This is a genomic window from Halorussus rarus (assembly GCF_003369835.1).
Classification (GTDB): domain Archaea; phylum Halobacteriota; class Halobacteria; order Halobacteriales; family Haladaptataceae; genus Halorussus; species Halorussus rarus.
Window position 1 is genome coordinate 123,585 of the sequence record NZ_QPMJ01000002.1, and the last position, 24,022, is coordinate 147,606.

26 protein-coding genes are annotated in these 24,022 nt (G+C 67.3%); 15 read left to right on the forward strand and 11 right to left on the reverse strand.

Translation table 11 applies throughout. From position 1 onward, the window contains the following. Nucleotides 1-11: 11 nt before the first annotated feature. The 3 genes from arsB to DVR07_RS08895 all read right to left on the reverse strand — a co-directional run bounded on the left by arsB (nt 12) and on the right by DVR07_RS08895 (nt 2,242). Nucleotides 12-1,064, reverse strand: a complete 1,053-nt coding sequence (arsB, locus tag DVR07_RS08885; protein WP_115796486.1) for an ACR3 family arsenite efflux transporter — start codon at nt 1,062-1,064, stop codon at nt 12-14. After that, complete coding sequence (locus DVR07_RS08890) at nt 1,061-1,453, reverse strand: metalloregulator ArsR/SmtB family transcription factor (RefSeq protein ID WP_115796488.1); 393 nt, start codon at nt 1,451-1,453, stop codon at nt 1,061-1,063. The genes arsB and DVR07_RS08890 overlap by 4 nt, the downstream gene beginning before the upstream one ends. Before the next feature lie 360 nt (nt 1,454-1,813). After that, nucleotides 1,814-2,242, reverse strand: coding sequence for a universal stress protein (locus DVR07_RS08895; protein ID WP_115796490.1), 429 nt, complete (start codon nt 2,240-2,242; stop codon nt 1,814-1,816). A 101-nt stretch (nt 2,243-2,343) separates the two neighbouring features. On the opposite strand from DVR07_RS08895, the gene DVR07_RS08900 reads away from it, so the two are divergent. The 8 genes from DVR07_RS08900 to DVR07_RS08935 all read left to right on the forward strand — a co-directional run bounded on the left by DVR07_RS08900 (nt 2,344) and on the right by DVR07_RS08935 (nt 7,954). Continuing rightward, entirely contained in the window at nt 2,344-2,895 is a 552-nt protein-coding gene (locus tag DVR07_RS08900) for a VIT1/CCC1 transporter family protein (RefSeq protein WP_115796492.1), read from the forward strand. Nucleotides 2,896-3,310: 415 nt separating this feature from the next. After that, the gene (locus DVR07_RS08905; RefSeq protein ID WP_115796493.1) at nt 3,311-4,282 is read left to right on the forward strand and encodes a formate/nitrite transporter family protein; all 972 of its coding nucleotides are present in this window, start codon (nt 3,311-3,313) and stop codon (nt 4,280-4,282) included. A gap of 312 nt (nt 4,283-4,594) precedes the next feature. Then, nucleotides 4,595-5,245, forward strand: coding sequence for a helix-turn-helix domain-containing protein (locus DVR07_RS08910; protein ID WP_115796495.1), 651 nt, complete (start codon nt 4,595-4,597; stop codon nt 5,243-5,245). Between the two features lie 78 nt (nt 5,246-5,323). Further along, on the forward strand, nt 5,324-5,692 hold the full coding sequence (locus tag DVR07_RS08915) for a HalOD1 output domain-containing protein (protein ID WP_115796497.1): 369 nt from the start codon (nt 5,324-5,326) through the stop codon (nt 5,690-5,692). Further along, nucleotides 5,679-5,984, forward strand: coding sequence for a DUF7344 domain-containing protein (locus DVR07_RS08920; protein ID WP_162829487.1), 306 nt, complete (start codon nt 5,679-5,681; stop codon nt 5,982-5,984). Before DVR07_RS08915 ends, DVR07_RS08920 begins: the two co-directional genes overlap by 14 nt. A gap of 124 nt (nt 5,985-6,108) precedes the next feature. Then, nucleotides 6,109-6,765 (forward strand): helix-turn-helix domain-containing protein, encoded by a 657-nt coding sequence (locus DVR07_RS08925; protein ID WP_115796501.1) that lies wholly within the window; start codon nt 6,109-6,111, stop codon nt 6,763-6,765. Nucleotides 6,766-6,831: 66 nt separating this feature from the next. Then, on the forward strand, nt 6,832-7,191 hold the full coding sequence (locus DVR07_RS08930; protein ID WP_115796503.1) for a DUF7344 domain-containing protein: 360 nt from the start codon (nt 6,832-6,834) through the stop codon (nt 7,189-7,191). Nucleotides 7,192-7,702: 511 nt separating this feature from the next. Further along, nucleotides 7,703-7,954, forward strand: a complete 252-nt coding sequence (locus DVR07_RS08935; RefSeq protein WP_115796505.1) for a hypothetical protein — start codon at nt 7,703-7,705, stop codon at nt 7,952-7,954. Nucleotides 7,955-7,985: 31 nt separating this feature from the next. Here DVR07_RS08935 and DVR07_RS08940 read toward each other — a convergent pair whose 3' ends face one another. Both DVR07_RS08940 and DVR07_RS08945 read right to left on the reverse strand, forming a co-directional pair. After that, the gene (locus DVR07_RS08940; RefSeq protein ID WP_115796507.1) at nt 7,986-8,291 is read right to left on the reverse strand and encodes a chorismate mutase; all 306 of its coding nucleotides are present in this window, start codon (nt 8,289-8,291) and stop codon (nt 7,986-7,988) included. Then, complete coding sequence (locus tag DVR07_RS08945; RefSeq protein WP_115796509.1) at nt 8,249-9,139, reverse strand: shikimate kinase; 891 nt, start codon at nt 9,137-9,139, stop codon at nt 8,249-8,251. The genes DVR07_RS08940 and DVR07_RS08945 overlap by 43 nt, the downstream gene beginning before the upstream one ends. A 138-nt stretch (nt 9,140-9,277) precedes the next feature. Here DVR07_RS08945 and DVR07_RS08950 point away from each other — a divergent pair, with 138 nt between their 5' ends. Next, nucleotides 9,278-9,706: a DUF5796 family protein gene (locus DVR07_RS08950; RefSeq protein WP_115796512.1), complete on the forward strand. Its 429-nt coding sequence runs from the start codon at nt 9,278-9,280 to the stop codon at nt 9,704-9,706. 14 nt (nt 9,707-9,720) lie between these two features. Next, nucleotides 9,721-9,966 carry a DUF7508 domain-containing protein gene (locus DVR07_RS08955; protein ID WP_115796514.1) on the forward strand — a complete coding sequence of 82 codons (246 nt, stop codon included), beginning with the start codon at nt 9,721-9,723 and terminating at the stop codon, nt 9,964-9,966. A 175-nt stretch (nt 9,967-10,141) separates the two neighbouring features. On the opposite strand, the gene DVR07_RS22495 is transcribed toward DVR07_RS08955, so the two are convergent. Further along, complete coding sequence (locus DVR07_RS22495) at nt 10,142-10,276, reverse strand: DUF7128 family protein (RefSeq protein WP_255457510.1); 135 nt, start codon at nt 10,274-10,276, stop codon at nt 10,142-10,144. Between the two features lie 176 nt (nt 10,277-10,452). Between DVR07_RS22495 and DVR07_RS08960 the strand changes: the two genes are divergently transcribed. The 3 genes from DVR07_RS08960 (at nt 10,453) to DVR07_RS08970 (ending at nt 14,601) form a co-directional block, all read left to right on the forward strand. Then, nucleotides 10,453-12,678 (forward strand): AAA family ATPase, encoded by a 2,226-nt coding sequence (locus DVR07_RS08960; protein WP_115796516.1) that lies wholly within the window; start codon nt 10,453-10,455, stop codon nt 12,676-12,678. 84 nt (nt 12,679-12,762) lie between these two features. Further along, on the forward strand, nt 12,763-14,019 hold the full coding sequence (locus DVR07_RS08965; protein WP_115796518.1) for a CBS domain-containing protein: 1,257 nt from the start codon (nt 12,763-12,765) through the stop codon (nt 14,017-14,019). Nucleotides 14,020-14,127: 108 nt separating this feature from the next. Further along, on the forward strand, nt 14,128-14,601 hold the full coding sequence (locus DVR07_RS08970; RefSeq protein ID WP_115796520.1) for a hypothetical protein: 474 nt from the start codon (nt 14,128-14,130) through the stop codon (nt 14,599-14,601). A 24-nt stretch (nt 14,602-14,625) separates the two neighbouring features. Here DVR07_RS08970 and DVR07_RS08975 read toward each other — a convergent pair whose 3' ends face one another. Then, entirely contained in the window at nt 14,626-15,420 is a 795-nt protein-coding gene (locus DVR07_RS08975) for a YihY/virulence factor BrkB family protein (protein ID WP_115796522.1), read from the reverse strand. A 330-nt stretch (nt 15,421-15,750) separates the two neighbouring features. Continuing rightward, nucleotides 15,751-18,621 (reverse strand): DEAD/DEAH box helicase, encoded by a 2,871-nt coding sequence (locus DVR07_RS08980; protein WP_115796524.1) that lies wholly within the window; start codon nt 18,619-18,621, stop codon nt 15,751-15,753. Between the two features lie 119 nt (nt 18,622-18,740). Here DVR07_RS08980 and DVR07_RS08985 point away from each other — a divergent pair, with 119 nt between their 5' ends. Next, nucleotides 18,741-19,214: a hypothetical protein gene (locus DVR07_RS08985; RefSeq protein ID WP_115796526.1), complete on the forward strand. Its 474-nt coding sequence runs from the start codon at nt 18,741-18,743 to the stop codon at nt 19,212-19,214. A gap of 190 nt (nt 19,215-19,404) precedes the next feature. Then, nucleotides 19,405-20,112, forward strand: coding sequence for a methyltransferase (locus DVR07_RS08990; protein ID WP_115796528.1), 708 nt, complete (start codon nt 19,405-19,407; stop codon nt 20,110-20,112). A gap of 4 nt (nt 20,113-20,116) precedes the next feature. Here DVR07_RS08990 and DVR07_RS08995 read toward each other — a convergent pair whose 3' ends face one another. From DVR07_RS08995 to DVR07_RS09005, 3 genes are read right to left on the reverse strand one after another with little or no spacing between them, the layout of a single operon-like run. Beyond that, entirely contained in the window at nt 20,117-20,860 is a 744-nt protein-coding gene (locus tag DVR07_RS08995) for a metallophosphoesterase (RefSeq protein ID WP_115796530.1), read from the reverse strand. Then, nucleotides 20,860-22,737 (reverse strand): hypothetical protein, encoded by a 1,878-nt coding sequence (locus DVR07_RS09000; RefSeq protein WP_115796532.1) that lies wholly within the window; start codon nt 22,735-22,737, stop codon nt 20,860-20,862. Before DVR07_RS09000 ends, DVR07_RS08995 begins: the two co-directional genes overlap by 1 nt. Beyond that, nucleotides 22,734-24,005 carry a Single-stranded DNA binding protein gene (locus DVR07_RS09005; protein ID WP_115796535.1) on the reverse strand — a complete coding sequence of 424 codons (1,272 nt, stop codon included), beginning with the start codon at nt 24,003-24,005 and terminating at the stop codon, nt 22,734-22,736. Before DVR07_RS09005 ends, DVR07_RS09000 begins: the two co-directional genes overlap by 4 nt. Nucleotides 24,006-24,022: the final 17 nt, after the last annotated feature.

The following is a 24,022-nucleotide window of genomic DNA, read 5'->3' on the forward strand; positions in this document are numbered from 1 at the left end:
CGGTTCGAGAATCAGTCGGAGTACGAGAGGCCGGGGGCGTCCGCGGGCTCGGCGAACAGGCGGTCCTTCGTCGCGAGCGCGACCCGGACCAGCGCGAGCATCACCGGCACCTCGATGAGCGGGCCGACGACCGTCGCGAGCGCGACGTTGCTCCCGATGCCGAAGACGGCGACCGCCACCGCGATGGCGAGCTCGAAGTTGTTCGACGCGGCGGTGAACGCGATGCTCACGCTCTCGGTGTAGTCGAAGCCGACGAGCGCGCTGACGCCGTACGCCAGGGCCCACAGGCCGACGAAGAAGATGAACAGGGGAATCGCGATGAGGACGATCTGGCCGGGGTTCGAGACGATGTAGTCGCCCTTGAGCGCGAACATCACGACGACCGTGAACAGGAGGCCGAGCAGCCCGAACGGGCTGATGCGCGGGACGAACCGCCGGTAGTAGGCCTCGCGACCGACGGTGCGGAACGCGACCTTCTGCGTGAGGTAGCCGAGCGCGAGCGGGAGGCCGAGGAACACCAGCACCATCTGGGCGATGAGTCCCATCGAGACGTCGACCGTCGTGCCGCGCAGGACGGTCAGGAACAGGAACGCGTACGGGACGAACAGCGCGATCTGGAGCAGGCTGTTCACGCCGACGCAGACCGCGCACATCTCCTGGTTGCCGGCGGCCAGCTCGTTCCAGACCAGCACCATGGCGATGCACGGCGCGATGCCGACGATGATGAGCCCGGTCACGAACTCGGGGTGTCCGCCGAGGAACGTCACGGCGAGCCCGTACATCAGGAAGGGCGCGACGAGCCAGTTGAACGCGAGCGTCAACCCGATCTCCTTGCGGGCCGTGCGCGTCACCTTTGGAATCCGACCGTACTCGATCTCGGCCATGATGGGGAAGATCATCACGAACAGCCCGAGCGCGATGGGGAGGCTCGTCCCGTGCCACGTCACCGCGTTGAGGACGTCCGCGACCCCGGGGACGAACCGGCCGAGCGCGACCCCGAGGACCATCGCGAGGCCGATCCAGACGGTGAGATACCGGTCGAGGACGCCGAGGTCGTCGCTCACGCCTCGTTCACCTCGCGGTCGGCGGTCGCGAAGAGTTCGTCGGCGAGCGCGGTCGCCGTGTAGTACCGCCAGTTCCCGTCCTTGCGCCGGGTGATGAGCCCGGCGTCCACGAGGTCCGAGAGGGCGTGGCTGACGGCGCTCTCGCTCACGTCCACGAGCGGTTCGAGCTCGCAGACGCAGAGCTCCTCCTCGGCGACGGCGAGCGCTCGCGCGAGACGGTACCGGGTCTCGTCGCCGAGCACCGCGAAGACGGGACGGATGCGGTCGTCGGCGAACGCCGAGTCCGCGAGCGACTGTAATTCGTCCAGCCGGCGGTCCACGTCGGCGTCGCAGCACTCGCCGAGTTCGTCGGCGAGGAGACGTCGAATCCGCGTCGTTGGCTCTGTCATCGGGCGCTGATTGAATCTTGGTTCAGATAATCGTTGCGGTCTGAACCGTTATTCAGATAGCCGCCGCTCGTTCTCGGCCGTCTGGGCTCACTGTCCGCACCGACGGGATCGAGCAGTAGCGCAGAGACGTCGGTTCGGCGTCCGATAACGGCACATCGGCGCGCATTTGACGGGACTCTCGCTGTTCGGACTCGTTCGAGTGGCCGAAACCCGCAACCCGAATCGGCGGGATGACTCCATTTTGGAGGACTGGTTCTATAGAGAACAAACGAGAGGGGCACCATTGCGCGGCTATCAGAGCTACTCGAATCCACTCGGAGAGAGCCACGCGAACACCACGGGCGATGCAGTCGCCCGTCTTCACCGGACGATAGTCACCGGCATCGGTGCTCGTCGCGTCACACGTTCAGCCACACTCCCGAGGACGAGTCGCGAAACCCCCTCGCGTCCGTGGCTGCCCATGATTACGTGATCAATCCCGTGTTCCTCCGCGTACTCCAGGATGGTGCGAGCAGGACGACCGTTTTCAGTGGCCGTCGTGAGTTCACAGTCGTATTCACCAGCCCGTTCTTCCGCGTCGGCACGGATCTGGTCGGCCCGTTCCGTCATTCGCTCGTACCACGTACTCGCCGCGGGCAGTCCCTCTGCCTCCGCCTCGTACACGGCGAGCATCGGATCTATCACGTAGAGAGCGGTTATCTGGTCGCCCGGGTGTTTCGTGATGGCCCGCTCGAGCGCTCGCTGAGAGAGGGGCGATCCGTCGTACGGAACGAGAATGTGCTCCCCCATAGTGGGAGATCGTCGTTGGGGGTGAAAAACCCACTCCACGTCTCGGAGGCGCCAGAAACCCAGAAGCAATTAGCCGAGAGCCGGTACACGTCCGGTGCAAGATGATCGAACAACTCCTCGGCGACGACGTCGAGTCCTCCGGGAGGTATCTCGCCGAAGTGATCTACGGGGCTAACGACGGAATCGTAACGACGTTTGCCGTCGTCTCGGGAGTCGCCGGGGCAGCGCTGAACCCCTCGATCGTGCTCGTTCTGGGCGCGGCGAATCTGTTCGCCGACGGGTTCTCGATGGGGATGAGTAATTACCTCAGTCGGCGATCGGAGCTGGATTACCAACAGTCGGTTCGAGAAGGCGGTGACAAGCCACCAGAAAGCTCGAGTGACGGGAAATCGCCGAGGCGAACCGCATTCGTCACGTTTCTCGCCTTCGTCCTTGCCGGGTGGGCTCCCCTGGTTCCGTACATCCTCGAACTCAGCCCCGCCTTCCCGCTCTCGATATCGTTCACCGGACTCGCGTTCTTCGTCGTCGGGGCGAGCCGGAGTCTGGTGACGCGACGACAGTGGTACGTGAACGGTGCCGAGATGTTCGTCGTCGGAATGACCGCCGCCGTGGTCGCCTACACCGTCGGGAACCTCCTCGGCGGTGTCGCCTGAGAAAGCTCCCGACGAGACTCTGAGAAAGCTCTCGACTGTGCGAGGCCACCGATGCGGCGGAGGGGAGTACGAAGATTCGCGAGTAGATACTTCCGACTGTGTCGTCAGTTGCCGCGAAGTCATGCTTCGATTCGGGGTACGAGACGGCTGTGGAACCGCGTTATCGTTCATCGAACGAGGAGCAAAAGAGTAACTGCCGAAGGAATATCTGGACCCAACCAGAAATAGAGGGAGTGAGACGGCCGAATTCTGCTACCTGCTCTCTCGTTACTCGACGTTGTTCAGCTCGATTACTCGGGGTACACGGTCGCATTCACTCTTCCGCTTCCGGATTAGCCGATCCGCGTCTGCCCCGACCGTCGTCGCCACAAGTCCCATTGTCGAAAAGCAAGATACTGCTTTGAGAGGGCTCGATGTGAACGACGAAGACGAAGAAACACCCAGAGTGCGTCCGAGCGATCGAGCGGCATCCGGAGCCCCGGCCGAGGGCTGGGCGCTCAGCGATCGCTTCGAGTGGGAGGAAATCCACCAGCGGCTCCTCGCGTCCGCCGAAGAGGCGATAGACAGTACCACCAGGGAGCTGTTCTTCAGCGGACTCACCGCAGGATTCGCGATCGTTCTGACGTTCATCGGGTACGCAGTGGGGAATGCAAATTTCCCGGACAACCCGTTCCTCGCCTCCGTGCTCTATCCGATCGGGTTCCTGTACATCATTCTGGGGCGGCACGAACTGTACACCGAGAACACGTTACCACCGGTCAAGCTGGTGTTGACCAGACTGGCCAGCCTCCCGCTACTGCTGCGCATGTGGGTCGTCGTGTTGGCAGCGAACATCGTCGGAGCGGGCATCGGCGCGTTCGTCCTCGCCAACACGCAGGTCCTCTCGCCCGAGGCGATGCGCGCGGGTGTCGGACTCGTTCACCACGGCCTCGAGACCGGATGGTGGGACGTGTTCTTCAAGGCAGTGTTCGCGGGGTGGCTCGTCGCCGGCGTCGTGTGGCTCGGCACCGCTGCGCACGATACCATCTCGCGCGTGGTGATCATCTACCTCGTCTTCTACACGATCCCCACCGTCGGCCTGTTCCACGTGATCTCCTCGGGAGCCGAGGCCCTCTTCTTCGTGTTCCTGGGCGTTCCCGGTCCAGGGGTGGTCGCGGTGTTCTACGAGTTCTGGCTCCCCGTGTTGCTCGGAAACACGTTCGGCGGTGCGGTCCTGGTCGCCCTCGTGAGCTACGCCCAGGCCGAACACCGGCGCTACCCCGAGATCCGCATCCTCTCCACGCGCGACATGCTGTTCAGTCTGAAGGGCGGTCGGCCCTTCGACACGCCGAGACCGGGAATTCGGCTGACCGAAGAGGACGAGGACACCGGGACGAGAGAGGGCTGAGCGACTCACGGAGGCGGTCAGTCTCGGCGTCTCCCTTCCTTCGACGGTGCGTCCGAACCAGCGATGTCCACTACTGGCTCTCCCGCTGCTCCACCTCGTTCAACTGAATAACCCACCGAACACGAGTTCGTGCATTTTTCCGCTTCCTCGCTGAGTCTGGTGACTCTCATCTCGAGGAGGACGTGTGCGGTTTCGTTCTCGGTTACCGTATCGTGCAGAACTCTCCCCTGTCACCGGCAAGGCCCACCCTCCAATCGGGGGACGAGGTTCAGCAGCGACTGACTCAAAAGGCTGAACGACTAACCAGAATCCGTGTCCATCGAAGCCTCCTTCACTATCGACCAGGCCGATTTCCCGCTGAGCGCCGTCTTCGCACAACTAACTGACGCCACCATCGAACTCGACCGAATCGTCCCCACGAGTAAGGCCGTCATCCCCTACTTCTGGATTTACGCCGATGACACCGCCTCCTTCACCACCGACTTGAGCGACGACATCGGGATTGATCAGGTGTCGATAATCGACGAAGTGGAGGGACAGATGTTCGTTCGTGTCGACTGGAACCTCGACCACGAGAGCGTTCTCACGGCGATCGTCAACACCGATGTCACGCTTCTTTCTGGGATGGGAAATCAGGAACAGTGGACATTCGAAGTGCGCGCGAACGAACAGCAGGAACTCTCCGAGTTCCAAACGTACTGTCAAAAACACGATATCCCGATAGAACTCACCCAGCTTCACGCGCTCGCGTCACTCACGTCGGATCGAGAGTACGACCTCACGGAGGGCCAACGCGAAGCGATAGTCCTGGCGTATTCCAAAGGGTACTTCGACGCGCCGCGCGCCGCCACCCAAGATGATATTGCAGACGAACTGGGAATCACCCGGCAGGCGGTCTCTTCACGGCTACAGCGCGGCCTTCGACGACTCGTGGCAAGCGCACTCGTTACCCCACAAGAGTGACTACTTAAAACGCACCATAAAGGGATGTTGCGCACGCAATAACCACCCTCAACCAGTTGTGAGGCCTGTGCTAGGGTAATGAACTCAACGCAGGATACGTACGGATGTCTCGAACTCGTAGACTCCATGTCGACCATTGAGTTCGATGCGAATCGAGAACTGTTTCAGGCAGTGTACGATAGAAATCAAGATTCGGTGAGTCTGGCAGTGGTTGCACTGGTAGCGACCGCCCTCGACAAAGAACCCGACCATCTGGCTCCGCTGTATTCCTCGATCGGTGTAGATGCATTCGAGGGACGATTCCGAGGGACAACCAACACTCGGCGGGGACACATTTCGTTCAACTATGAGGGGTTCGAGGTGACCGTGTTCGGTGACGGAAAGATAGAGGCGGACCCACTGGAGACCAACGCAGTTGGCGTCGCTGGAGAGAATGAGGAAGATTGAGCGGGAAGCAACGAGTGACGGAGACCTCGAAATGGCTCTCCGAGAACAACAGCAACGGGTGTTGGCTGGGTTGGACGAGGAGAAAACGCTGGACGCTACACCAATCATCCGGCATGATGAGAGCCTGAGTTGCGAGGAGTATCTCACCCTTGTTTACGAACTCCACCACGTCCATCTTCCCAAGCTACAATCGGATGGCCTGGTCGAGTTTGACCGACGAGAGGACGAGGTGACGCGAGGGGCACAATTCGAGAAAAAGCGCCCATCCATCAAATCCGGGGACAAAAGCTGAAAAGGGTATCCGATCTGGATGTCGGGACGCGAGAGGTCTACTCACGTACCCATCTCTGGGATTTCGCTCTCGGCTTGTCTGTACGGACGCCAGCCCTTTACTGGGGGAGCGAGACAGACCGACAATGGCTACCGAAGCGACGTTTACCGTCCCGTCCGACCAGTTCCCTCTGGGAACCGTGTTCAAACGATTACCGGGAGTGACGGTCGAACTCGAGCGAATCATCCCGGCCCAAGACGTCGTGATTCCCTATTTCTGGGTTCGGGGGACCGAAGTCGACGACATCGAAGTTGCGTTTCTCGACCATCCGGGCGTGGAGAACATTCACCTCGTCGATTCCGTCGCAGACGAGTACCTGTTGCGCGTCGAGTGGACGTTGAACTACGACGGCGTACTGAGCACGCTGATGGAAACGCAAGTGCCGCTCATCAAGGCCGTCGGCACGAACGAACAGTGGACGTTCGATGTTCGGGGTGACGACCGACGCGACATCGCGGCGTTTCAGGAGCGGTGTCGCGAGTTAGACATCCCGATTACGCTCACCAAACTGCACGCGCTCACGCCCATCGAGTCGGAGGCCGAGACCGCACTCACAGACACCCAACAGGAGGCGCTGGTACTCGCGTACGAGCGGGGTTACTTCAACACCCCACGCGACGTGACGATGGCCGACCTCGGCGACGAACTCGGCATCTCACAGCAGGCGGTTGCATCCCGACTCCGACGCGGGATCAGTTCGATTCTCGGCAGTTCGCTGGCCGAACTCCGCCCACCGGACTGAACACCACTTAAACGGTTTGTGTACCCAAAAACAGCGGTGAACCGCGTAGGCAGATTACAGAAGCGTATGGTTGGGACACTTGAACTGGACACGGTTCTCGACGTCTGTGAACACAAGCATCGTCGCATCGTCCTGGCGGCACTCGCAGATCAGCACCAGTCGTTCTCGATAGACGACCTTACAAACGCAATCGTCAAACACGATCATCACACACCACCGTCAGAGGCTGCCGACGAGACAATCACGAAGATTCGGACCGGCCTGCACCACGTCCATCTCCCGATGCTAGCCGAGGCCGGACTCATCCAATACGACCCCGAGCGACAGTTGGTGGAGCCAACAGCTCAGCTTGATCGAGCAGAGTCCCACCTGTCGGTGGTTCTCGCTGTGGATTCTGAGCTTCAAACACCACTCGAGGGGTCCTAACCACCACACGGTGACGACCAACGACACCACACGCGTCGATGGCGCTCCACGCACGTAACTGAACAAAAACGAGCGATCGGAGCACTCACCAGGGCACTCGAGACTGAAGATTTGGACGAAAAGGACTACCAGATTCGGGAAGCCTTACAACTGCTCGGCATCGAAAATCGGTAGATCTGCAACACACATTGATCGTACTCTTGGCGGGATTCGTGTTGCTGAAGTGAGAATCCATCCGACTGCAAGTGGGTTCGTTGAGCCGCTAGCGGTACTCTCAGCGACTACTCTCGCGATAGTTCCGTATTCCGCTCAAATAGCATCGACGGAAGCGCAACTGCCGGAAGAATATTTGACTAATCGATCGACAATAGAGGCCCTGAAACAGCCGAATTCGACTACGCTTGTTCTTTTGTTCGACCTCGTTCAGGTCTCGGACTACGCTACACAGGCGGCTATCTACATCGCTTTCGCTTGAGGTGCATTTATGTCAACTGCACTGGTATAAAACGGTATGCGCCTCGTCGACCGGGTCGTCAATCAAAGTAGTTTAGACCTCATGGAATTGGTCGGTGCAGTTCTGCTCGCATTGCTCATCGTCGCACCAATCGTGTACATCGCATTTTACCGGGTCGTGAACTTCCTGATTGCCGCCGCTGGCGTGAGGACGCCAGTTCCGCTGTCCATAGCCGGCGCGATTTTCGTCACTGCCGTGTTCACGGCCGTCTGGAGTGCCTTCCGGGTGGTCGAGTGGCACTACACCTGAACATCCGCAGTCGATAGCGCCGCGTTCGGTGTTACCTGCTCTCACGTTGCTCCACTTTGTTCAGCTCTATCAGCAGCCTGAAGATGGCCTTGACCAGGTTCGCGTCGACGTCGAACTGCTCGGCGTTCTCGCCGGCGCGGTCCATCACGCGCTGCTCCTGGTCCTCGTCGGTCGTCGGCATGTCGCGCTCGTCCTTGACCTGGGCGACCGTCTCGGCCACGTAGGTCCGGCGCGCGATGAGTTCGACGATCTCGCGGTCGATGCTCTCAATCTCCTCGCGGAGCTCCGCGAGGTTCATCTCGTCCGGGCGGGGTCGTTGCGTGTCGTCGTCAGCCATGTGGTACCCTCTCGTTCGTTCCAGCGGTCCGCGATCCGTTCCAGCGCCGGGCGCTCGCCGACCGCGACGAAGCTCGGGCCGGTCCCCGACAGCGAGACGCCGCGGGCGTCGGGCAGCGCGTCGAGCATCGGGTCGGCCGGGAAGCCGAGCGCGGCGGTGAAGGCGAAGCCGTTGACCGTCATCGCGTCGGCGTACCGGCCGTCGAGCGCGAGGTCCGCGACGAGTTCGGCGACCGGCGCGACGCGCTCGCACCGCGAGACGTCGGCGTCGGCGCTGAACGCGCGCTCGGGCGGCGTCCAGACCAGCGCGTCCCAGTCGACGGGCTCGCGGGCGAGCAGGTCGTCGGTCCGGTTGTCGGTGACGGTGACGCCGCCGAGCATGCTCGCGCTGGCGTCGTCGAACGCGCCCGTGACCGTCACACCGGCGTCGCGGGCCGCCCGCACGCCGAGCCGGCAGGCGTCCTCCAGATCCACCTCGTCGGCGACCCCGAGCGCGTCGAGCGTCGCCAGCACCGTCGCGTTCGCGGCCGCGCTCGAGCTCTTGAGCCCGGCCGCCATCGGCACCTCGCTGGTCGTGCGGACCGTGCCGCCGACCGCGGTCGCGTCGGTCGCGCCGAGGCGGTCGAGCGCCCCGCGGTCGCCGTGCTCCGCGACGGCGAGTTCGAGGCACCGCTCTATCAGCCGGGTGTCGGCGTCCGGCGCGTCGGCGACCTCGCCGGTCGCCTCGCCGGAGGCGTCGAGTTCGACCTCGGCGGTCGTCTCGGCGTCGATGGCGAACGCCGACCCCTTGCCGCAGGCGAGGGCGTTCAGCACCGTCCCCGCCGCCGCGGCGGACGCGCGGCCGTCCATGCTCGGCAGTCTCTCGCGGGGCGTATTGACGCTGGTGGTTCGCGCAAGCGAGGGCGGATGGTCGGTGGCCGACTCCGCGGATCGAGTCGCGCCCGGCGAAACGCACCCCTTTTCCCCGGCCCGGACCAATTCCGGGGCATGAGCGCGCGCAACGACGTGGCCCCCGACACCCTCGGCGTCGAGCTCACCGAGGACGGCATCGTCGTGGAGTACGCCGACGACCGGGAGGCGTTCTACCGGGGCGTCCCGACCAAGGAAGCGGGCACCCTCCGGACCCAGCCCGGCAAGCTGGTCCAGATCCTGGTCACCGACCCGACCGAGACCGAGGGCGTGATGACGTACGTTAACGACCGCAACACCCACGACGAGATCCTCGAGGAGACGGGGGTCGGCCGGGTGATGCTCGACCCCGGCGAGGAGGAGGAGCTGTTCCCCGGCGTCACGGTCCGGATGGACGGCTACGCGATCGAGATCGAGGCCGACCCCGAGACCGCCCGCGGCCGGGTGTTCGTCTTCGAGGAGGACGAACTCGGCGAGCAATCGTACGAGATGGTCGACGAGGAGTGAGGGAGCGAGCACCGATGCCGCTTCCGAAGCGCTGGCGAGAGCTAAGTCGTCGGACGGTCGGGTCCGCGCCCGAGCAGTACGGCGTCTACGAACTGGGCGCGGACGGCGAGGTGCAGGAGGTCGGCTGGGGCGTCCTCCGGGACGAACTCAAGGACGCGCTGGCCTACGGGTCGGGCGACCGGGTCCGGTGGGAGACCTGCCAGACGAAGGCCGGGGCGAGGGAACTGGCCGCCGACCACCGCGAGCGCGCCGGGTTGTAGGCTCCGAGGTACCGTCCCGCACGAACGAGTCTTCTCGCGTCCACGACGCGTGACCAGTGGCGTCCCTGCGGTCCTCCGTCGACTGCCGCAAGTCCATCCGTTTCCACCGGGAACGTCCACCGATCCGACTTCCGACGCGACCGGTCCGTCCCCTCCGCAGACGGCGAGCGCGCGGTCACTGGATGTACGAGGGGTCCTCGTGGTCGCAGTTCGCCTCGTGTTGCTTGGCGTCCTCCTCGTCGTCGAACATCATGCCGCACCCCTCGCACTTGTACCACGTCATCTCGTCGCGCTCGGTTGTGACGACCATGTTCGTGGGTACACGAGACGAAAGTAAATCGTTTGCCCCGACCGCCCCGGAGATTCGTCCCGCCGCCGCAGGCGAATCGGTCGCCCGGTCGCCACAGGGGAACGCTCCACCGCCGCGGAGGAACGTCCCACCGCCACAGGGGAACCCTCAATACGCGCGAGCAACGAGAGGCTGACATGAACGCGAAGGGTTCCCCCGCAGTCGAACTCACCGTCCAGGGCGCCGAGAAGCGCGACGCCGGCCGGGGTATCGCTCGCGTCCCCGAGTCGGCCCGCTCGGCGCTGGGCGTCCTCAGCGGCGACACCATGGTCATCGAGGGCGAACGCGACACCGTGGTCAAGGTCTGGCCCGCGGGGAGCGACGTCCGCGGCGGCACGGTGCAGGTCGACGGCGAGACCCGGGCCAACGCCGGGGTGAGCATCGGCGACTCGGTGACGGTCCGGCCCGTCTCGGTCGCCGACGCCGACTCGGTCACGCTCGCGCCGACCGCCGCCTTCGACGAGGACGACCGCGACACCCTCGAGGCCGCGCTCAAGAGCACCCTCCAGGACCGCCCGGTCAAGGAGGGCGAGCGCGTGCGCATCGAGCGACTGGGCGACGCCGGCACCTTCCACGTCGGCGCGACCGACCCCGACGGCGTGGTCCGGGTCACCGACGACACCGAGGTCCGGGTGTCGGTGGCGACCGGGTCTGGCGGCGCGGGGACGAGTGCGGGAGGCTCCACCGGCACGGGGTCGGCCAACGGCGGCATCTCCATCCCCATCGACGACGAGGGCGGCGACGGTGACGCCCCTGCCGAGCTCACGGGCGCGACCTACGAGGACATCGGCGGCCTCGAGGACGAGTTAGAGCGCGTCCGCGAGATGGTCGAGCTCCCGCTGTCGAACCCCGCGCTGTTCCGGCGGCTCGGCATCGACCCGCCGAAGGGGGTGCTGCTGTACGGCCCGCCCGGCACGGGCAAGACGATGATCGCCAAGGCGGTCGCCAACGAAGTCGACGCTCACTTCACCACGGTCTCGGGCCCGGAGATCATGAGCAAGTACAAGGGCGAGAGCGAGGAGCGGCTCCGCGAGGTGTTCGAGAACGCCCGCGAGAACGCCCCGACCATCATCTTCTTCGACGAGATCGACGCCATCGCGGGCGAGCGCGACGAGGAGAGCGACGTCGAGAACCGGGTGGTCGCCCAGCTGCTCTCGCTGATGGACGGCCTCGAATCGCGGGGCCAGGTCGTGGTCATCGGCGCGACCAACCGGGTCGACGCCATCGACCCCGCGCTCCGCCGCGGCGGGCGCTTCGACCGCGAGATCGAGATCGGCGTCCCGGGCGAGGCCGGCCGGCGCGAGATCCTCGACGTCCACACCCGGGGGATGCCGCTGGCCGACGACATCGACATGGACCGACTGGCGGCCTCGACCCACGGCTTCGTCGGCGCGGACCTCCACGCGCTCTCGACGGAAGCCGCGATGGCCGCGCTCCGGCGGGCCCGCGACGCCGGCGCCGACGACGAGGAACTGATGGAGGTCGAGGTCACCCGCGCGGACTTCGAGACCGCGATGGCGTCGGTCGACCCCTCGGCGATGCGGGAGTTCGTCGCCGAATCGCCCGAGATAGACTTCAGCGCGGTCGGAAATCTGGAGGAGGCCAAGCAGACGCTCACCGAGGCAGTCGAGTGGCCGCTGGCCTACCGCAACCTCTTCGAGAAGACCGCCACCGAGCCGCCGTCGGGCATCCTGCTGTTCGGGCCGCCCGGAACGGGCAAGACCCTGCTCGCCCGGGCGCTGGCCGGCGAGAGCGACGTCAACTTCATCCACGTCGACGGGCCCGAACTGCTCGACCGCTACGTCGGCGAGAGCGAGAAGGCGGTCCGGGAGATATTCGACCGGGCCCGCCAGGCCAGCCCCGCCATCGTCTTCTTCGACGAGATCGACTCCATCGCGGGCGAGCGCGGTTCGGGGATGGGCGGCGGCGCCGAGGTCTCCGAGCGTGTGGTCTCCCAGCTCCTCACCGAGATGGACGGCCTCGCCGAGAACCCCAACCTGGTCGTGCTGGCCGCGACCAACCGCCGGGACGCGCTCGACCGCGCGCTGCTCCGGCCGGGGCGACTCGAGGAGCACGTCGAGGTGCCCGCCCCGGACGAGGAGGGTCGCCGCGCCATCCTGGCGGTCCACGCCGACGACAAGCCGCTGGCCGACGACGTCGACCTCGACGACCTCGCCGCGGAGCTCGGGGGGTACACCGGTGCGGACCTCGAAGCGGTGGTCCGGGACGCCTCGATGCGGGCCATCCGGGAGGCCGCGGAGGCGTGGGGCGTCGAGCAGGCAGACGAGAACGCCGACGAGATCACCATCGAGCGCAAGCACTTCGACGCCGCGGTCGAGAAGATCCGGCCGACGCTGGACTGAGGTCGGTTCGCTCGGCGATTCAGTTCGCTGGTAGCAAGAAGGTTCAAACCCGACGACGGACTAACCCAGGTAGGTGGGGTAGACATGGATATCACTGACGCTGTTACGACCGAGTACGTCGACGTGAATCCGGGGACTCGACTCGGGAAGATCCGCGGGATCTTCGACGAGGACCAGACCCTCGAGGCCATCGTCGTCCGGGGGGAGAGCGAGAAGTACGAGGGCATCGTCACCCGAAAGGACCTCGTGAGTTCGCACCACGACCCCGATGCGAAGGTCCGGTCGGTCCTGCGCCACCCGCCGACGGTGGACCGCGACGAGGACGTGCGCGAGACCGCCCGTTTGATGGTCGAGGGGCAGGTCAAACTGCTCCCCGTGCTCGACGACAAGGATGTGCTGCGGGGCGCGATCAGGGCCAAGGACCTGCTCCGGATGGTCCAGGACAACCTCGGGGCGCTCGACGTGTCCGACGTCTACACCGAGGACGTGGTGTCGGTCGAACCCGACACCACGCTCGGGGAGGTCATCCACACCGTCCGGACGCACAAGTTCACCCGCGTCCCGGTTGTCGACGGCACCGACGCGGTCGGGATGATCAGCCTCTACGACCTCGTGGACTTCACGACCCGGAAGATGGAGCAGGAGCAGGGCGGCAACAGCAACGCCTCCGACTCCCACGGCGGCAGCGTCTCGAAGAGCCAGGGCCGGACCCACGGCGGGTGGGGCGAGCGGTCGGGACTGGAGGCCCGGATGACCGATCTGCCCGCGCGGGACGTGATGAACTCGCCGTGCGCGACGATCACGCTCGACGCCGGGCTCGACGAGGCGTTCGCCGAGATGGACGACCGGGGCTACTCGTCGCTGGTGGTCGTGCCAGAGGAGTTCGAGTCGCCCGCGGGCATCGTGACAGTCACCGACCTGCTCCGGGCGCTGACCTGGACCGGCGACGACCAGCAGCGCTCGGACGTGCAGGTGTTCGGCGTCGAGCTGATGGACACGCTCTCCCGCGACTCCATCGTCGAGCGCATCGACGAGATCGACGGCAAGTACCAGAAGATGGACATCCTCGAGGCCAACGTGATGTTCCACGAGCACAAGGAGAAGCACCGCGGCACGCCGCTCATCCAGTGCACGGTCCGGCTGTTCACCGACGAGGGGCTGTTCTCGGGCACCGGCGAGGAGTACGGCGCCCGGTCCGCGTTCAGGCAGGCGGCCGACATCGCCGAGCAGAACGCGCTCGACAACAAGGAGCGCGAGTCGCCGCGCCACCAGATGGAGCAGGAGCGCGAGCGCACCGTCGACCTGGTCGAGTGGTGGACGACGACCGAGCAGGGAAGCTGAGGTCGTCGCTGCCTCGTTCCTCAATCACTCCTTTCAAGCACTGACAAATGTAAAATCGGCGTTTGAGCCTCCGGAAGAGCCTTTGAAGCGCGGGCGAAAGGAGCAGGTATGAACCGGTGTGCACGTGCGACGACCGACCCGGGCGTGGGGTCGAACGACGGTCCGTTCGCGACGGTCGTGGTCGGGAAGGGCCGGACGCCCGGGAACGACGCGGAGGCCGGCGGTTCCGACGACGCCCCGCCACGCACCGTCCGCGTCCGCAACGCCGCCGGCGAGCCCCGGCGGCTGTCGGTGGCGGTCTCCCGGGGCGCCGAGATACCCGTCGACCGGACCGTCGAGTTCCCGGCGGAGGGCGCGCTCGAACTCCGCCTGACGGAGCCGGCTGACTACCGCGTGCTGGCCGGCCCCGCGGACGGCGACCGGACCGCCGTCGCGGTCGCGCGCTCGTCGTTCGAGGCCGACGCGAACCCCCTCGACGTTACCGTACTTCCCGACGGGCGCGTCGAAACTCCCGACGTCGACCCGGTGGCGGGCTGTCGCGACCCCCGGTCGGAGACGCCCCCGACGGCGGGACGGACCTGAAGCGCCGGCCGGTCGGGCCGCGAGTCAGCCCGACAGCCGGATGCGGCCGCCGAGCACCGAGTTCACCACCGCGCCGACCAGCACGACGGCGCCCGCGAAGTAGAACCACGTCAACAGCAGCAGGACCGCACCGATGACGCCGTACGCCCGGTACCGGCCGGCGTACGCGAGGTAGAACTGGAAGAGCGCGTGGAGCGCGACCCAGCCGACGGCCGCGACGACCGCGCCGGGAACCGCCTCCCTGACGGTCATCTCGACCGGCGGCATGACGTAGTACACCGGCAGGAACGCCACCGAGAGGCCGGCGACGAGCAGCAGGTTCCCGACGAGGCTTCGGAGCGGGACGCTGGGGCCGAGCGAGGGGTTCCGCAGGGCGTAGCCGACCGCAATCACGAACCCGGCCGCGACGACGACCAGTCCCACGGTCACCGCGCCGTCGACCAACTGCTCGACCAGTGACGGGTCGCGCTCGGTCCCGTACGCCTCCGAGAACGCGATGTCGAGCCCCCGGAACAGCTTGAGCGCGCTCCACGCGACCGTGACCACCCCGACCACGCCCGCCCCCGTCCGACCGCTCGAACTCGTGAGCGCCCGCTGGAGGACGCGCTCGGCCGAACTCGACAGCGAACTCGCCACCTGCTGAACGACGAACTGCGCGAACGCCTGCCCGCCCAGGGCGCTACCGAGGACGACGACCAGCAGCGCCAGCGGGATCAGCGAGACGAACGCGTAGTAGGCGACGCTCGCCGCCAGGAACATCACGTTGCGGTCCCGGGCGACGTCGACGACCTGCCGCACGCGGCTCTGAGACGTGGTCATGTCCAACCGAAGACACGTCAGTCCGCCCTAAAGGCGATACGGCCGGGTGCGGGCGCCGACGAGTACCCTATGGCGCGTGGGCGACCTTCCTGTCATCGAACGATACTGTCCGCTGCGGCGCCGGTTCGAAGCACGTCGCGTCGTCGTGATGTGTCGCTGTCGGCCGCCATGGGCGAACGCCGGCCGTCCGGCGCCTTATCCCGTCTCGGCAGTTCACGGCGTTCTGCTCGTCATGTCGGTCGGAAACGGACAATACCGCAAGGAAGTCGGCGTTGCGCCCGGGAAACTCGCTGTTTCCGGGCGCGCCCGGTAGTCCCGTCCCGCCCTCGCTCAGTCCCAGAACGACTTCGTCCGGGCGTACTGGCGCTCCTGTTCGAGGATGTCCCGGTAGAACTCGTCCTCGTCCTCCCGGAGCTTGGCGATGATGCGGGCCGCGTTCTGCGGACCGACTCCCCTGGCCGCCAGCGCGATCACCGCCCGCTTGCCGTGGCTCTGGACCAGGTTGGCGGCCTTGTACGCCCGCTGGGTCATCTGCTCCTGCTCGTCGTCCTTCTCCTCGGCCCGAACCGCCTTCACCACCTCGTCGGCCCAGGGGTTGAGCGCGGCGACGCGGGTCGACCCGCACTCGGGGCACTCGGGCCGGTCGCGGACCCGCCGGACCGGCTTCTTCCGCTTCCAGTCGGCGCAGTGGAGGCAGAGCAGGATGACCTCGTCGTCGCGAATCCGGTCCTTGACGGTCTGGATGACGCTGGCGTCGGCGTTCTCGGGCGCGAGGAGTTCCCGCCCCGACGAGCGCCCGCCCGACCCGACCGGGGTCCGACCGCCCGTGGTGACGACCTCGACGTCGCCCGACCGGACGCGGGCGAGTACGCCGCTGGCGGCCTCGACCGCGAGGTCGTCGTGGAACACTTCCCGCACCGCCTCGTCGTACATCGGGGTGTCCTCCAGCGCGCCCATCAGCCGACCGATGGGCGGGCCGCTCGCGCCCCCGCCGCCCTCCCACTTGCGGAGCGCGCCGAACTTGGCGGCGACCTGCGAGAGCTTGAACTTCAGCGTGTCGGAGTGCTTGAGGCTCAGCTCGATGATGGCAGCCACGTGGTCGGGGTCGGTCTCCCGGAGCACTTGGGCGACCTCCTGGCCGTTGACCTTCGGCGGGACGTCGAGCTCGATGCGGTAGGGGTCGACCTCCAGCCCGACCGACGACCCGGTGCGCTGGCCGACCAGCGACGAGAGCACCCGGCCCAGCGTCTCGTTGACCTTGTGGCCGAAGCAGGCGTTGAGCACGACCGTCCGGGCGGCGTGCTCGACCACGATGCGGTCGGCGGTCGGGACCGGCGCCCCGGTCTCGGCGTGGCGGTCCAGTTGCGAGAGCGCCTGGCTCGCGGTGTACTCGTCGGTCGGGTACCGGTTCGTGAACTCGCGGGCGACGCCCTCGCGGGGCGCGCCGCGCTCGAACTGGGGTCCCGCCACGGCGCGCATCTCGCCGACTTCCTGGGCCACGTCGGAGGGCACCGGAATCTCCTCGCCGACCCACGAGGGAATCTCGCCGCCGGGGTCCTCGATGGGCGAGACCTTGACCGCCTCCTCGTCGTCGTCGACCTCGGTGATGCGCCACATCTCGCCGCGCTGGACGAACACCTCGCCCGGCCGGGCGAAGTTGACGACGAACCGCTCGTCGAGCGTGCCGACCTGCGACCCGCTGGCGATGTCCTCGACGGCGTACTTCTGCTCGTCGGGGATCATCGAGAGGTTGGCGTAGAAGTACTGCCAGGTCTGGCTCGATTTCTCCAACCGGTCGTCGTCCTCGTCGAGCCAGACGAGCCGGTTGCCCTTGAGTTCGCGGCAGACCTCCTTGAACTCCCGCTCGGAGAGGTCCCGGAACGGGTAGGCCCGGGTGACGACGTCGTAGGCCCGCATCGCCGAGAGGTCGCCGAAGTCCATCACCAGTCCCACTATCTGGTTCGCCACGGTGTCGAGGCTCCCGTCGTGGATCTCGGCGTCCTCGACGTCGCCGGCCTTGGCGCGCCGGGCGATGGCGAGGGCCTCGAGGGTGTCGTCGGGATGCTTCGTGACGATGGTGCCCCGCGAGACCGCCTCGCTCCGGTGGCCCGCCCGGCCGACTCGCTGGAGCAGGCGAGCGACCTCGCGCGGACTCGAGTACTGGACCACGTGGTCGATGCGGCCCACGTCGATGCCCAGCTCCATCGAGGAGGTGCAGAGCAGCGCGTCGAGGTTCCCGGCCTTGAACCGGTCCTCGACGTCGATGCGGGCCTCCTTCGACAGCGACCCGTGGTGGACGCCGATGTTGGCGTCCAGTTCCTTGAATCGCGAGCCGAGCGCCTCCGCGGTCTGGCGGGTGTTCACGAAGATGAGCGTCGAGTCGTGATTCTCGACGATGTCGAGGATGGCCCGGACGTGGCTGGCGACCGACTCGTCGGTGGCCAGTTTGCCCGCAAGGCGCTCGTCCTCCGCGGTGATCTCGGGCTCGCGGACCTCGAACTCCACCTTGCTTCCGACGTCGACCTCCACGATGGTCGGGTCGTCGCGCTCGCCCGGGTCGCCGACCAGGAACCGGCCGACCTCCCCGGGGTCGCCCACGGTCGCCGACAGGCCGACGCGCTGGAAGTCCCCGGCCAGTTCGCGCAGCCGCTCCAGACCGATGGTCAACTGCGCCCCCCGTTTCGCGCCGGCGAGTTCGTGGACCTCGTCGACGACGACGTGGTGGACGTCTTCGAGCGCGGTCCGGAGCTTCGAGCCGGTCAGCATCGCCTGGAGGGTCTCGGGCGTCGTCACCAGTACGTCGGGCGGGTCGTTGGCCTGCTTCTGGCGCTGGTAGTCGGTGGTGTCGCCGTGGCGCACGTCGACCTGGAGATCGAGCTCCTCGCCCCACCACTCCAGCCGCTCGCGCATGTCGCGGTTGAGGGCGCGGAGCGGCGTGACGTACAGCGCCGAGATACCGAATCGGGGTCCGTTCTCGGCCTGATTCTCCGCAATCGCGTCCAGCACAGGCAGCATCGCGGTCTCGGTCTTGCCGGTCCCGGTCGGCGCGACCACCAGCGCGTCCTCGCCCCGAGTCAGCGGCGGAATCGCCCGGCGCTGGGGCTCGGTCGGCGTCGAGAACCCGCGCTCGGAGAGCGCCGCCCGCACCTGCTCGCCGAGGTGTGCGAAGGCCGCAGAACCGGCGGCCTCGTGCTCGTTCATCGGTCGTTTTTAGCGGGTAGCGGGTCATAAGCCCGTTGCCTCCGAAATCCGATGGGTCGATTCCGGGCGGCGCTTTTTCGGGCTGAAGGCTTTTCTCCGACGGCGCCGAACCCCGTGGCATGGAGACGGAAGTCCACTTTCGGGAGACCCAGACGTTCGACCAGTTCTGGCTCTGGGGCCTGCTCGCCCTGAGCGCGCTCGCCGCGCTCGCCAACCTCCTCCGCGGAAAGCGGTCGGTCCGCGGGACGGTCGGCCGACTCGCGACGCTCGGGGGCGTCGCCCTGCTGTTCCGGGTCGCCGCCCTCCGGACCGAGGTGCGCGACGACGGGGTGTACGTCCAGTTCGCGCCGTTCCACCGGTCGTCGAAGCGGGTCCCGTTCTCGGAGCTCGCGGACGTCCAGGCCGCCGGCTACAGCCCCCTGCGCTACGGCGGGTGGGGTATCCGATGGAGCCCCAGCGGGGTCGCCTACACCGTCAGCGGGAAGACCGGCGTCCGGTTGAAGCGCGCCGGCGGGAAGTCCACGTTCGTGGGGTCGGACCGGCCGGACAAACTCGTCGCGGCGGTCCAGAAAGCGAGCGAACGGGAGGTGTAGCCGACCCCCAAGCACAAATCCGCGGGCGTCGAAACAGTAAGTGAAGAGTAAAGTTAATTCTTATCACAAGAATTTTCCGGGAGCGCCGGCTATCCTCGGTGGCCGTAGGCGTTCGACAGCGACGGCACCGACCCGACCGCAACGGGTGCCGTCGCCGCATCGGCCCACGACCGCATCCACCGACCGAACCATGCCAGACACGACGTACGACGGCACCATCGACTGGAACCGGTACTGGACCAAGAGCGACGACGCGGCCGGCGACGACGCGAACGGCAGCGCCGAGTACGTCGCCGACGCGCTCTTCGAGTTCATCGGGGAGACCGAGGTCCCCGACTCGCACGCCGACGTCGGCTGCGGCGGCGGGGCGCTGGCGTTCGACGTCGCGGCGCGCCACCCCGAGACGACCGTGGTCGGCTACGACGCGGCCGAATCGGTCCTCGACGCGAACCGGGAGCGAGCCCGAGAAGTGGGCCGCGAGAACGTCGCCTTCGAGCGGACGGTGCTGCCCGAGTTCGACCCGGGCCGGCAGTTCGACCTGGTCACCTGCTTCTACACGCTCTGCTACGTCGCCGACACCGAACGCGCGCTCCGGAACCTCTACGAGGCGGTCGCGCCCGGCGGCTCCCTGGTCCTGACCTACCACAACAGATACGCCAGGACCATCTTCGAGGGCATCGCCGAGGCGCCCGGCGAGCACCTCGACGAGTCGTCGGCCTGGAGCCCGGAGCGCTTCGCCGACCGGTTCGAACTGGTCATCGAGGGCGAGAGCCTGCTTTCCTACGACCGCATCCGCGACGCACTGGGCGCCTGGCCCCGGAGCATCTGGGCGGTCGCCGAGGAGAGCGACCGCTACCCGGCGTGGCGACAGAACCCCCTCGTGTACGTCCCGAAGTGAACGCTCAGACCGCGGCGTAGTCGCCGAGCCGGGTCCCGTCGAGCAGGTACGCCTCGCCGTCGGACAGCCCCGCCGGCAGGAACGGCGCCAGGAACTCCTGGCCCTCGACGTTGACCCACGTCGCGCCGACGAGTTCGTTGAACGCCGGGAACACCACGAGTTCGGCGCCCGCCCGGACGCCGCCCTCGCGGTCGGCGAACGCCTCACCGGCCAGCGGCCCGCGGAGCCAGACCCGCTCCACGCGACTTCCCCCCACTTCGTCCTCCAGCCGGACCGCGGGATGCTCGTGGCCGACGCAGACCACCTCGCTCGCGAGTACTTCCCGCGCGGGCCAGGTGTGGCCGTGGGCGAACCCCACGTCGCCGAGTCGGACCCCCGCGCCGTCGGTCACGTCGAGGTCGGCCCACGACTCGATGGCGCCGTCGTGGTTGCCCTTGACCAGCGTGGCGGCCACGCCCAGTTCGTCGAGGCGTTCGAGCAGCACCTCGATCTCGCCGCGCTCGGCCCCGCTGGGGTCGCCGATGGCGTGCATCAGGTCGCCCAGGAACACGACGCGGTCGGGGTCGGTCCGAGTGACCAGCGAGAGCAGGCGCTCGCGTCGTTGTTCCGCGCGGCTGTCGAGCGAGACGCCCTCGGCGCGAAGTGCTTGCTCGACGCCGGCGTGGAAGTCGGCGACGACCAGCGCTCGCTCCGAGCCGAGGTCGGCGACCGCGGCCGGTTCGCCCGGGACCGGCTCGACCGGGCTCATCAGATGGGCTTGAGCGTGTCCTCGCCCGACTCGTAGCACCGACCGGCCATCAGCGCGGCCTCCAGGGCGTCCTCCACGTCGGCGGGGGTCACGTCGTAGGACTGGACCACCGACGCCATCAGCGTCTCGCGCTCGACGCCGTCGCCCTCGTTGAGCTCGCGCATCTCGTCCATCACGGTGTCCTCGAGGTTCTCGGGCGTCTCCTGCTCGTCGGCGTCGCCGGTCTCCTCGTCGGCTGCCGCGACCTCGTCCTCGCCGACGGACGCGCCGGGCGCCTCGGCCGCCGCGGTCGACCCGCCGGCGGGTGCCTCGTCGGCGTCGTTGACGACATCCTCGGTGCCGCCCGACGCCGACTCCACGTCCTGGAGCTCGTCGGTGTCGACCTCCTCGGCGGTCGGCTCTGCGGGTTCGCCGGCGTTCGGGTCGACGTCGGCCAGTTCGGCCTCGCGCTCGGGCGTCCCCTCGGCGGGGCCCTCCTCGGGGTCGGGGCTGGGCGCGTCCATCTCGGACTCGCCGGGGCTCTCGACCTCCGAACCCGAGGAGAACTCCAGGCCGTACTCCTCCTCGACCTGCTCGCGCTCCTCGTCGTCGAACTCGTACATCTCGTCGCCCGCGCCGGCGGTGCCGATGTCGGGCCCCTCGTCCTCGTCGCCCTCGGGCGCGAACTCCTCGTCGGTCGAGGTCTCCTGCTCGGCCTCGACGGTCGGCGGTTCGTCGTCGCCGACCTCGTCCTGGAGGTCGGCGGCGTCTTCTGCGTCTTCGACCTCGAGAGCGTCCTCCGATTCGGCGGCCTCGTCGGCTTCGACGTCTGTCGCCTCGGCCTCGACGTCCGGAGTTTCAGTCTCGGCCTCAGCTTCCGCGGGTTCGGTCTCGTCCTCGGACTTGTCCATAGTGCTAGTCGGTGCCTCGCCGAGGTCGTCACTTGTGGCCGCGCCGTCGTCGGTCCCCGCGTCGACCACCGTCTCGGCGTCGGCCTCGACGTCGGTCGTTGACTCTGCGGTGGTCGCCTCGACCTCGGTGCCGGCCTCTGCTCCGCGGGCCGCTTCGGCCTCGGCGCTCTCGCCGCCAGTGGTCGCCTCGGCCTCCAGGTCGGCGAGTCCGTCCGCCTCGGCGTCGGTCAGCGCGTAGTCGAGCGCGACGTCGACCTCGTCGCCGCCCTCGCCGGGAGCGAGTTCGAGCGGGCCCACGTCGTCGGCGTCGAGTTCGCCCGCCACGACCCGGGCCGCGTCGACCGCGAGGTCCCAGACCCCGGCGAGGTACGCCTTCGTGGTGCCGTAGTGGTCGACCGCGAGCGGGATGCCTGCCGCCAGGCCGGCGTCCGCGCCGCCGGCTTCGAGCGCCGCGCGCAGGTCGTCGCCGCGCTCGCCGGAGTCGACGGCGTCGGCGAACGCCGAGACCCGCGCGAGGGTCTGCTCGGCGGTCTGGACCGTCCAGCGGTCCCGGGTCTCGGCGTCCACGCGGTTGATGGACTCGGGGCGAATCGAGGTGAACACCCGGTCGGAGTCCTCGGGCTGGAAGGTCCTGGCCTTGCCCGTCACCGCGACGAACGCCGGCGGGTCGGCGTTCTCCAGGAACGCCATCTCGTCGGGCTGATACTGGCCGGCGTAGAGGACGAACGCGCCGGTTGGGTCGACGACCCGGCCACGGAGCACGTCGTCGCTGACCTGCTCGATCTCGGTCAGGACGCCGACCACGAACAGCCGGTTGACCCGGGCGCCGGTCGGGGTGACCACGTAGTTCGGGGCGCGCTCCTCGTCGCTCTCGGAGTAGTCGAAGTCGGCGTCGTCGTACTCGGCGGCGAACACGCGCCACGCCACCTCGCGGCGGCCCGCGCCGCCCTGACTGTCGGAATCGGAGTCGTCGTCGCTGGAGCTCATTCTGCCACCTCCGAGAGCAGGGTCGACGCGCGGTCGGCGGGCGAGTCGGCCGACCGGGCGAACTCGGTGACCTCGAGGTTCGCGCCGTAGTCGTCGACCGAGAGGTTGCCCCGGACCCGGTACTCGTGGCCGACGATGCGCTCGCGGATGGCGTCGGCGACGACCTCCTTGTCCATCGCGTCGCGGGCCTGGGCCTTGGCGTCCTCGACGTCGCCGCCGTACACCTCGGCGGTGCGCTCGTCGTCGAGTACCGCGGTCACGGTGCCGGTGCCGTCGTCGATGATCGCCTTCACGCGCAGGTCGTCCTGGCCGTCGACGTCGCCGTGGCTCCGGCACTGTCCGTTCTGGATGACCCGGCCGCACTCGGGGCAGCGCTCGATGAGGCCCGACCCGTCGCGGACCGCCACGACGTTCCCCACGACCTCCACGTCGTAGGCGCCGCCGGTGTCGACCGCGTCCCGGACCGTCATCCGGGTGCCGGTGTCGCTCACGTCGAGGTCGCGGTCGAGCGCCGAGACCGCGGTGAACTCGGAGAGGTTGACCGACGGGACGCCCCGGAACTCCCGGACGTACACGTCCTCGACTCGGAGCGTCGCGCCCTCCGTTATCTCGGGGCGGTCCTCCCAGTCGGTGAACGGGAGCCGGGCCGACTCGTCGGCCAGCACGCCGCTCAGGATTTCGGTCTCGCCGTCGCGGCCGTCGATTGTCTTCTCCTCGACCTCGACCACCTCGACCTCGAGGTTGATGCCGCGGTCGCCCGGTTCGAGGTCCGCGAGGTCGGCGTCGCCGCCGACGGGGTAGGGCACCTCCATCGGGTCTTCGAAGGCGACGTTGGTGCTCTCGCCCAGGTTGAGTTCGGGCTCGCCCTCCCACTCGCGGACGCCGGCGTTGCCCGCGGTGATGGTGTCGCCGGCCGAGAGGTCGAAGTCCTCCCACGCGGTGTAGGATATCTTGTCCGTCTCGTCGGCGATCTCGCCCTCGTGAATCACCTGCTCGTTGCCCTGGTAGCGGATCGAGCGCTTGCCGACGGTCAGCACCGTGCCCGTGACCGTGACGCTGCTGTCCTCGGTCGTCACGTCGGCGACGTCGACCCGCGAGGGTTCGCCGGAACTCCCGCCGCCGCCGTCGCCGTACTTCCGGCGGAGGCTCTGCTTGGCCTCGTCGACCGGAACGCTGTACTCCACCAGGTTCTCGAGGTCCGCCTTGACCTCCTCCTTGTCGACGCCGAGGTCGGAGGCGAGGTCCTCGGCATGGTCGTCCAGACTCATCACCCGCACTTTGCCCG

Coding starts and splice junctions, on each gene's coding strand:
- DVR07_RS08890 (WP_115796488.1), bottom strand. CDS start 1,453: ATGACAGAGCCAACGACGCGGATTCGACGTCTCCTCGCCGACGAACTC.
- DVR07_RS08895 (WP_115796490.1), bottom strand. CDS start 2,242: ATGGGGGAGCACATTCTCGTTCCGTACGACGGATCGCCCCTCTCTCAG.
- DVR07_RS08900 (WP_115796492.1), top strand. CDS start 2,344: ATGATCGAACAACTCCTCGGCGACGACGTCGAGTCCTCCGGGAGGTAT.
- DVR07_RS08915 (WP_115796497.1), top strand. CDS start 5,324: ATGAACTCAACGCAGGATACGTACGGATGTCTCGAACTCGTAGACTCC.
- DVR07_RS08920 (WP_162829487.1), top strand. CDS start 5,679: ATGAGGAAGATTGAGCGGGAAGCAACGAGTGACGGAGACCTCGAAATG.
- DVR07_RS08925 (WP_115796501.1), top strand. CDS start 6,109: ATGGCTACCGAAGCGACGTTTACCGTCCCGTCCGACCAGTTCCCTCTG.
- DVR07_RS08930 (WP_115796503.1), top strand. CDS start 6,832: ATGGTTGGGACACTTGAACTGGACACGGTTCTCGACGTCTGTGAACAC.
- DVR07_RS08935 (WP_115796505.1), top strand. CDS start 7,703: ATGCGCCTCGTCGACCGGGTCGTCAATCAAAGTAGTTTAGACCTCATG.
- DVR07_RS08940 (WP_115796507.1), bottom strand. CDS start 8,291: ATGGCTGACGACGACACGCAACGACCCCGCCCGGACGAGATGAACCTC.
- DVR07_RS08945 (WP_115796509.1), bottom strand. CDS start 9,139: ATGGACGGCCGCGCGTCCGCCGCGGCGGCGGGGACGGTGCTGAACGCC.
- DVR07_RS08950 (WP_115796512.1), top strand. CDS start 9,278: ATGAGCGCGCGCAACGACGTGGCCCCCGACACCCTCGGCGTCGAGCTC.
- DVR07_RS08955 (WP_115796514.1), top strand. CDS start 9,721: ATGCCGCTTCCGAAGCGCTGGCGAGAGCTAAGTCGTCGGACGGTCGGG.
- DVR07_RS22495 (WP_255457510.1), bottom strand. CDS start 10,276: ATGGTCGTCACAACCGAGCGCGACGAGATGACGTGGTACAAGTGCGAG.
- DVR07_RS08960 (WP_115796516.1), top strand. CDS start 10,453: ATGAACGCGAAGGGTTCCCCCGCAGTCGAACTCACCGTCCAGGGCGCC.
- DVR07_RS08965 (WP_115796518.1), top strand. CDS start 12,763: ATGGATATCACTGACGCTGTTACGACCGAGTACGTCGACGTGAATCCG.
- DVR07_RS08970 (WP_115796520.1), top strand. CDS start 14,128: ATGAACCGGTGTGCACGTGCGACGACCGACCCGGGCGTGGGGTCGAAC.
- DVR07_RS08975 (WP_115796522.1), bottom strand. CDS start 15,420: ATGACCACGTCTCAGAGCCGCGTGCGGCAGGTCGTCGACGTCGCCCGG.
- DVR07_RS08980 (WP_115796524.1), bottom strand. CDS start 18,621: ATGAACGAGCACGAGGCCGCCGGTTCTGCGGCCTTCGCACACCTCGGC.
- DVR07_RS08985 (WP_115796526.1), top strand. CDS start 18,741: ATGGAGACGGAAGTCCACTTTCGGGAGACCCAGACGTTCGACCAGTTC.
- DVR07_RS08990 (WP_115796528.1), top strand. CDS start 19,405: ATGCCAGACACGACGTACGACGGCACCATCGACTGGAACCGGTACTGG.
- DVR07_RS08995 (WP_115796530.1), bottom strand. CDS start 20,860: ATGAGCCCGGTCGAGCCGGTCCCGGGCGAACCGGCCGCGGTCGCCGAC.
- DVR07_RS09000 (WP_115796532.1), bottom strand. CDS start 22,737: ATGAGCTCCAGCGACGACGACTCCGATTCCGACAGTCAGGGCGGCGCG.
- DVR07_RS09005 (WP_115796535.1), bottom strand. CDS start 24,005: ATGAGTCTGGACGACCATGCCGAGGACCTCGCCTCCGACCTCGGCGTC.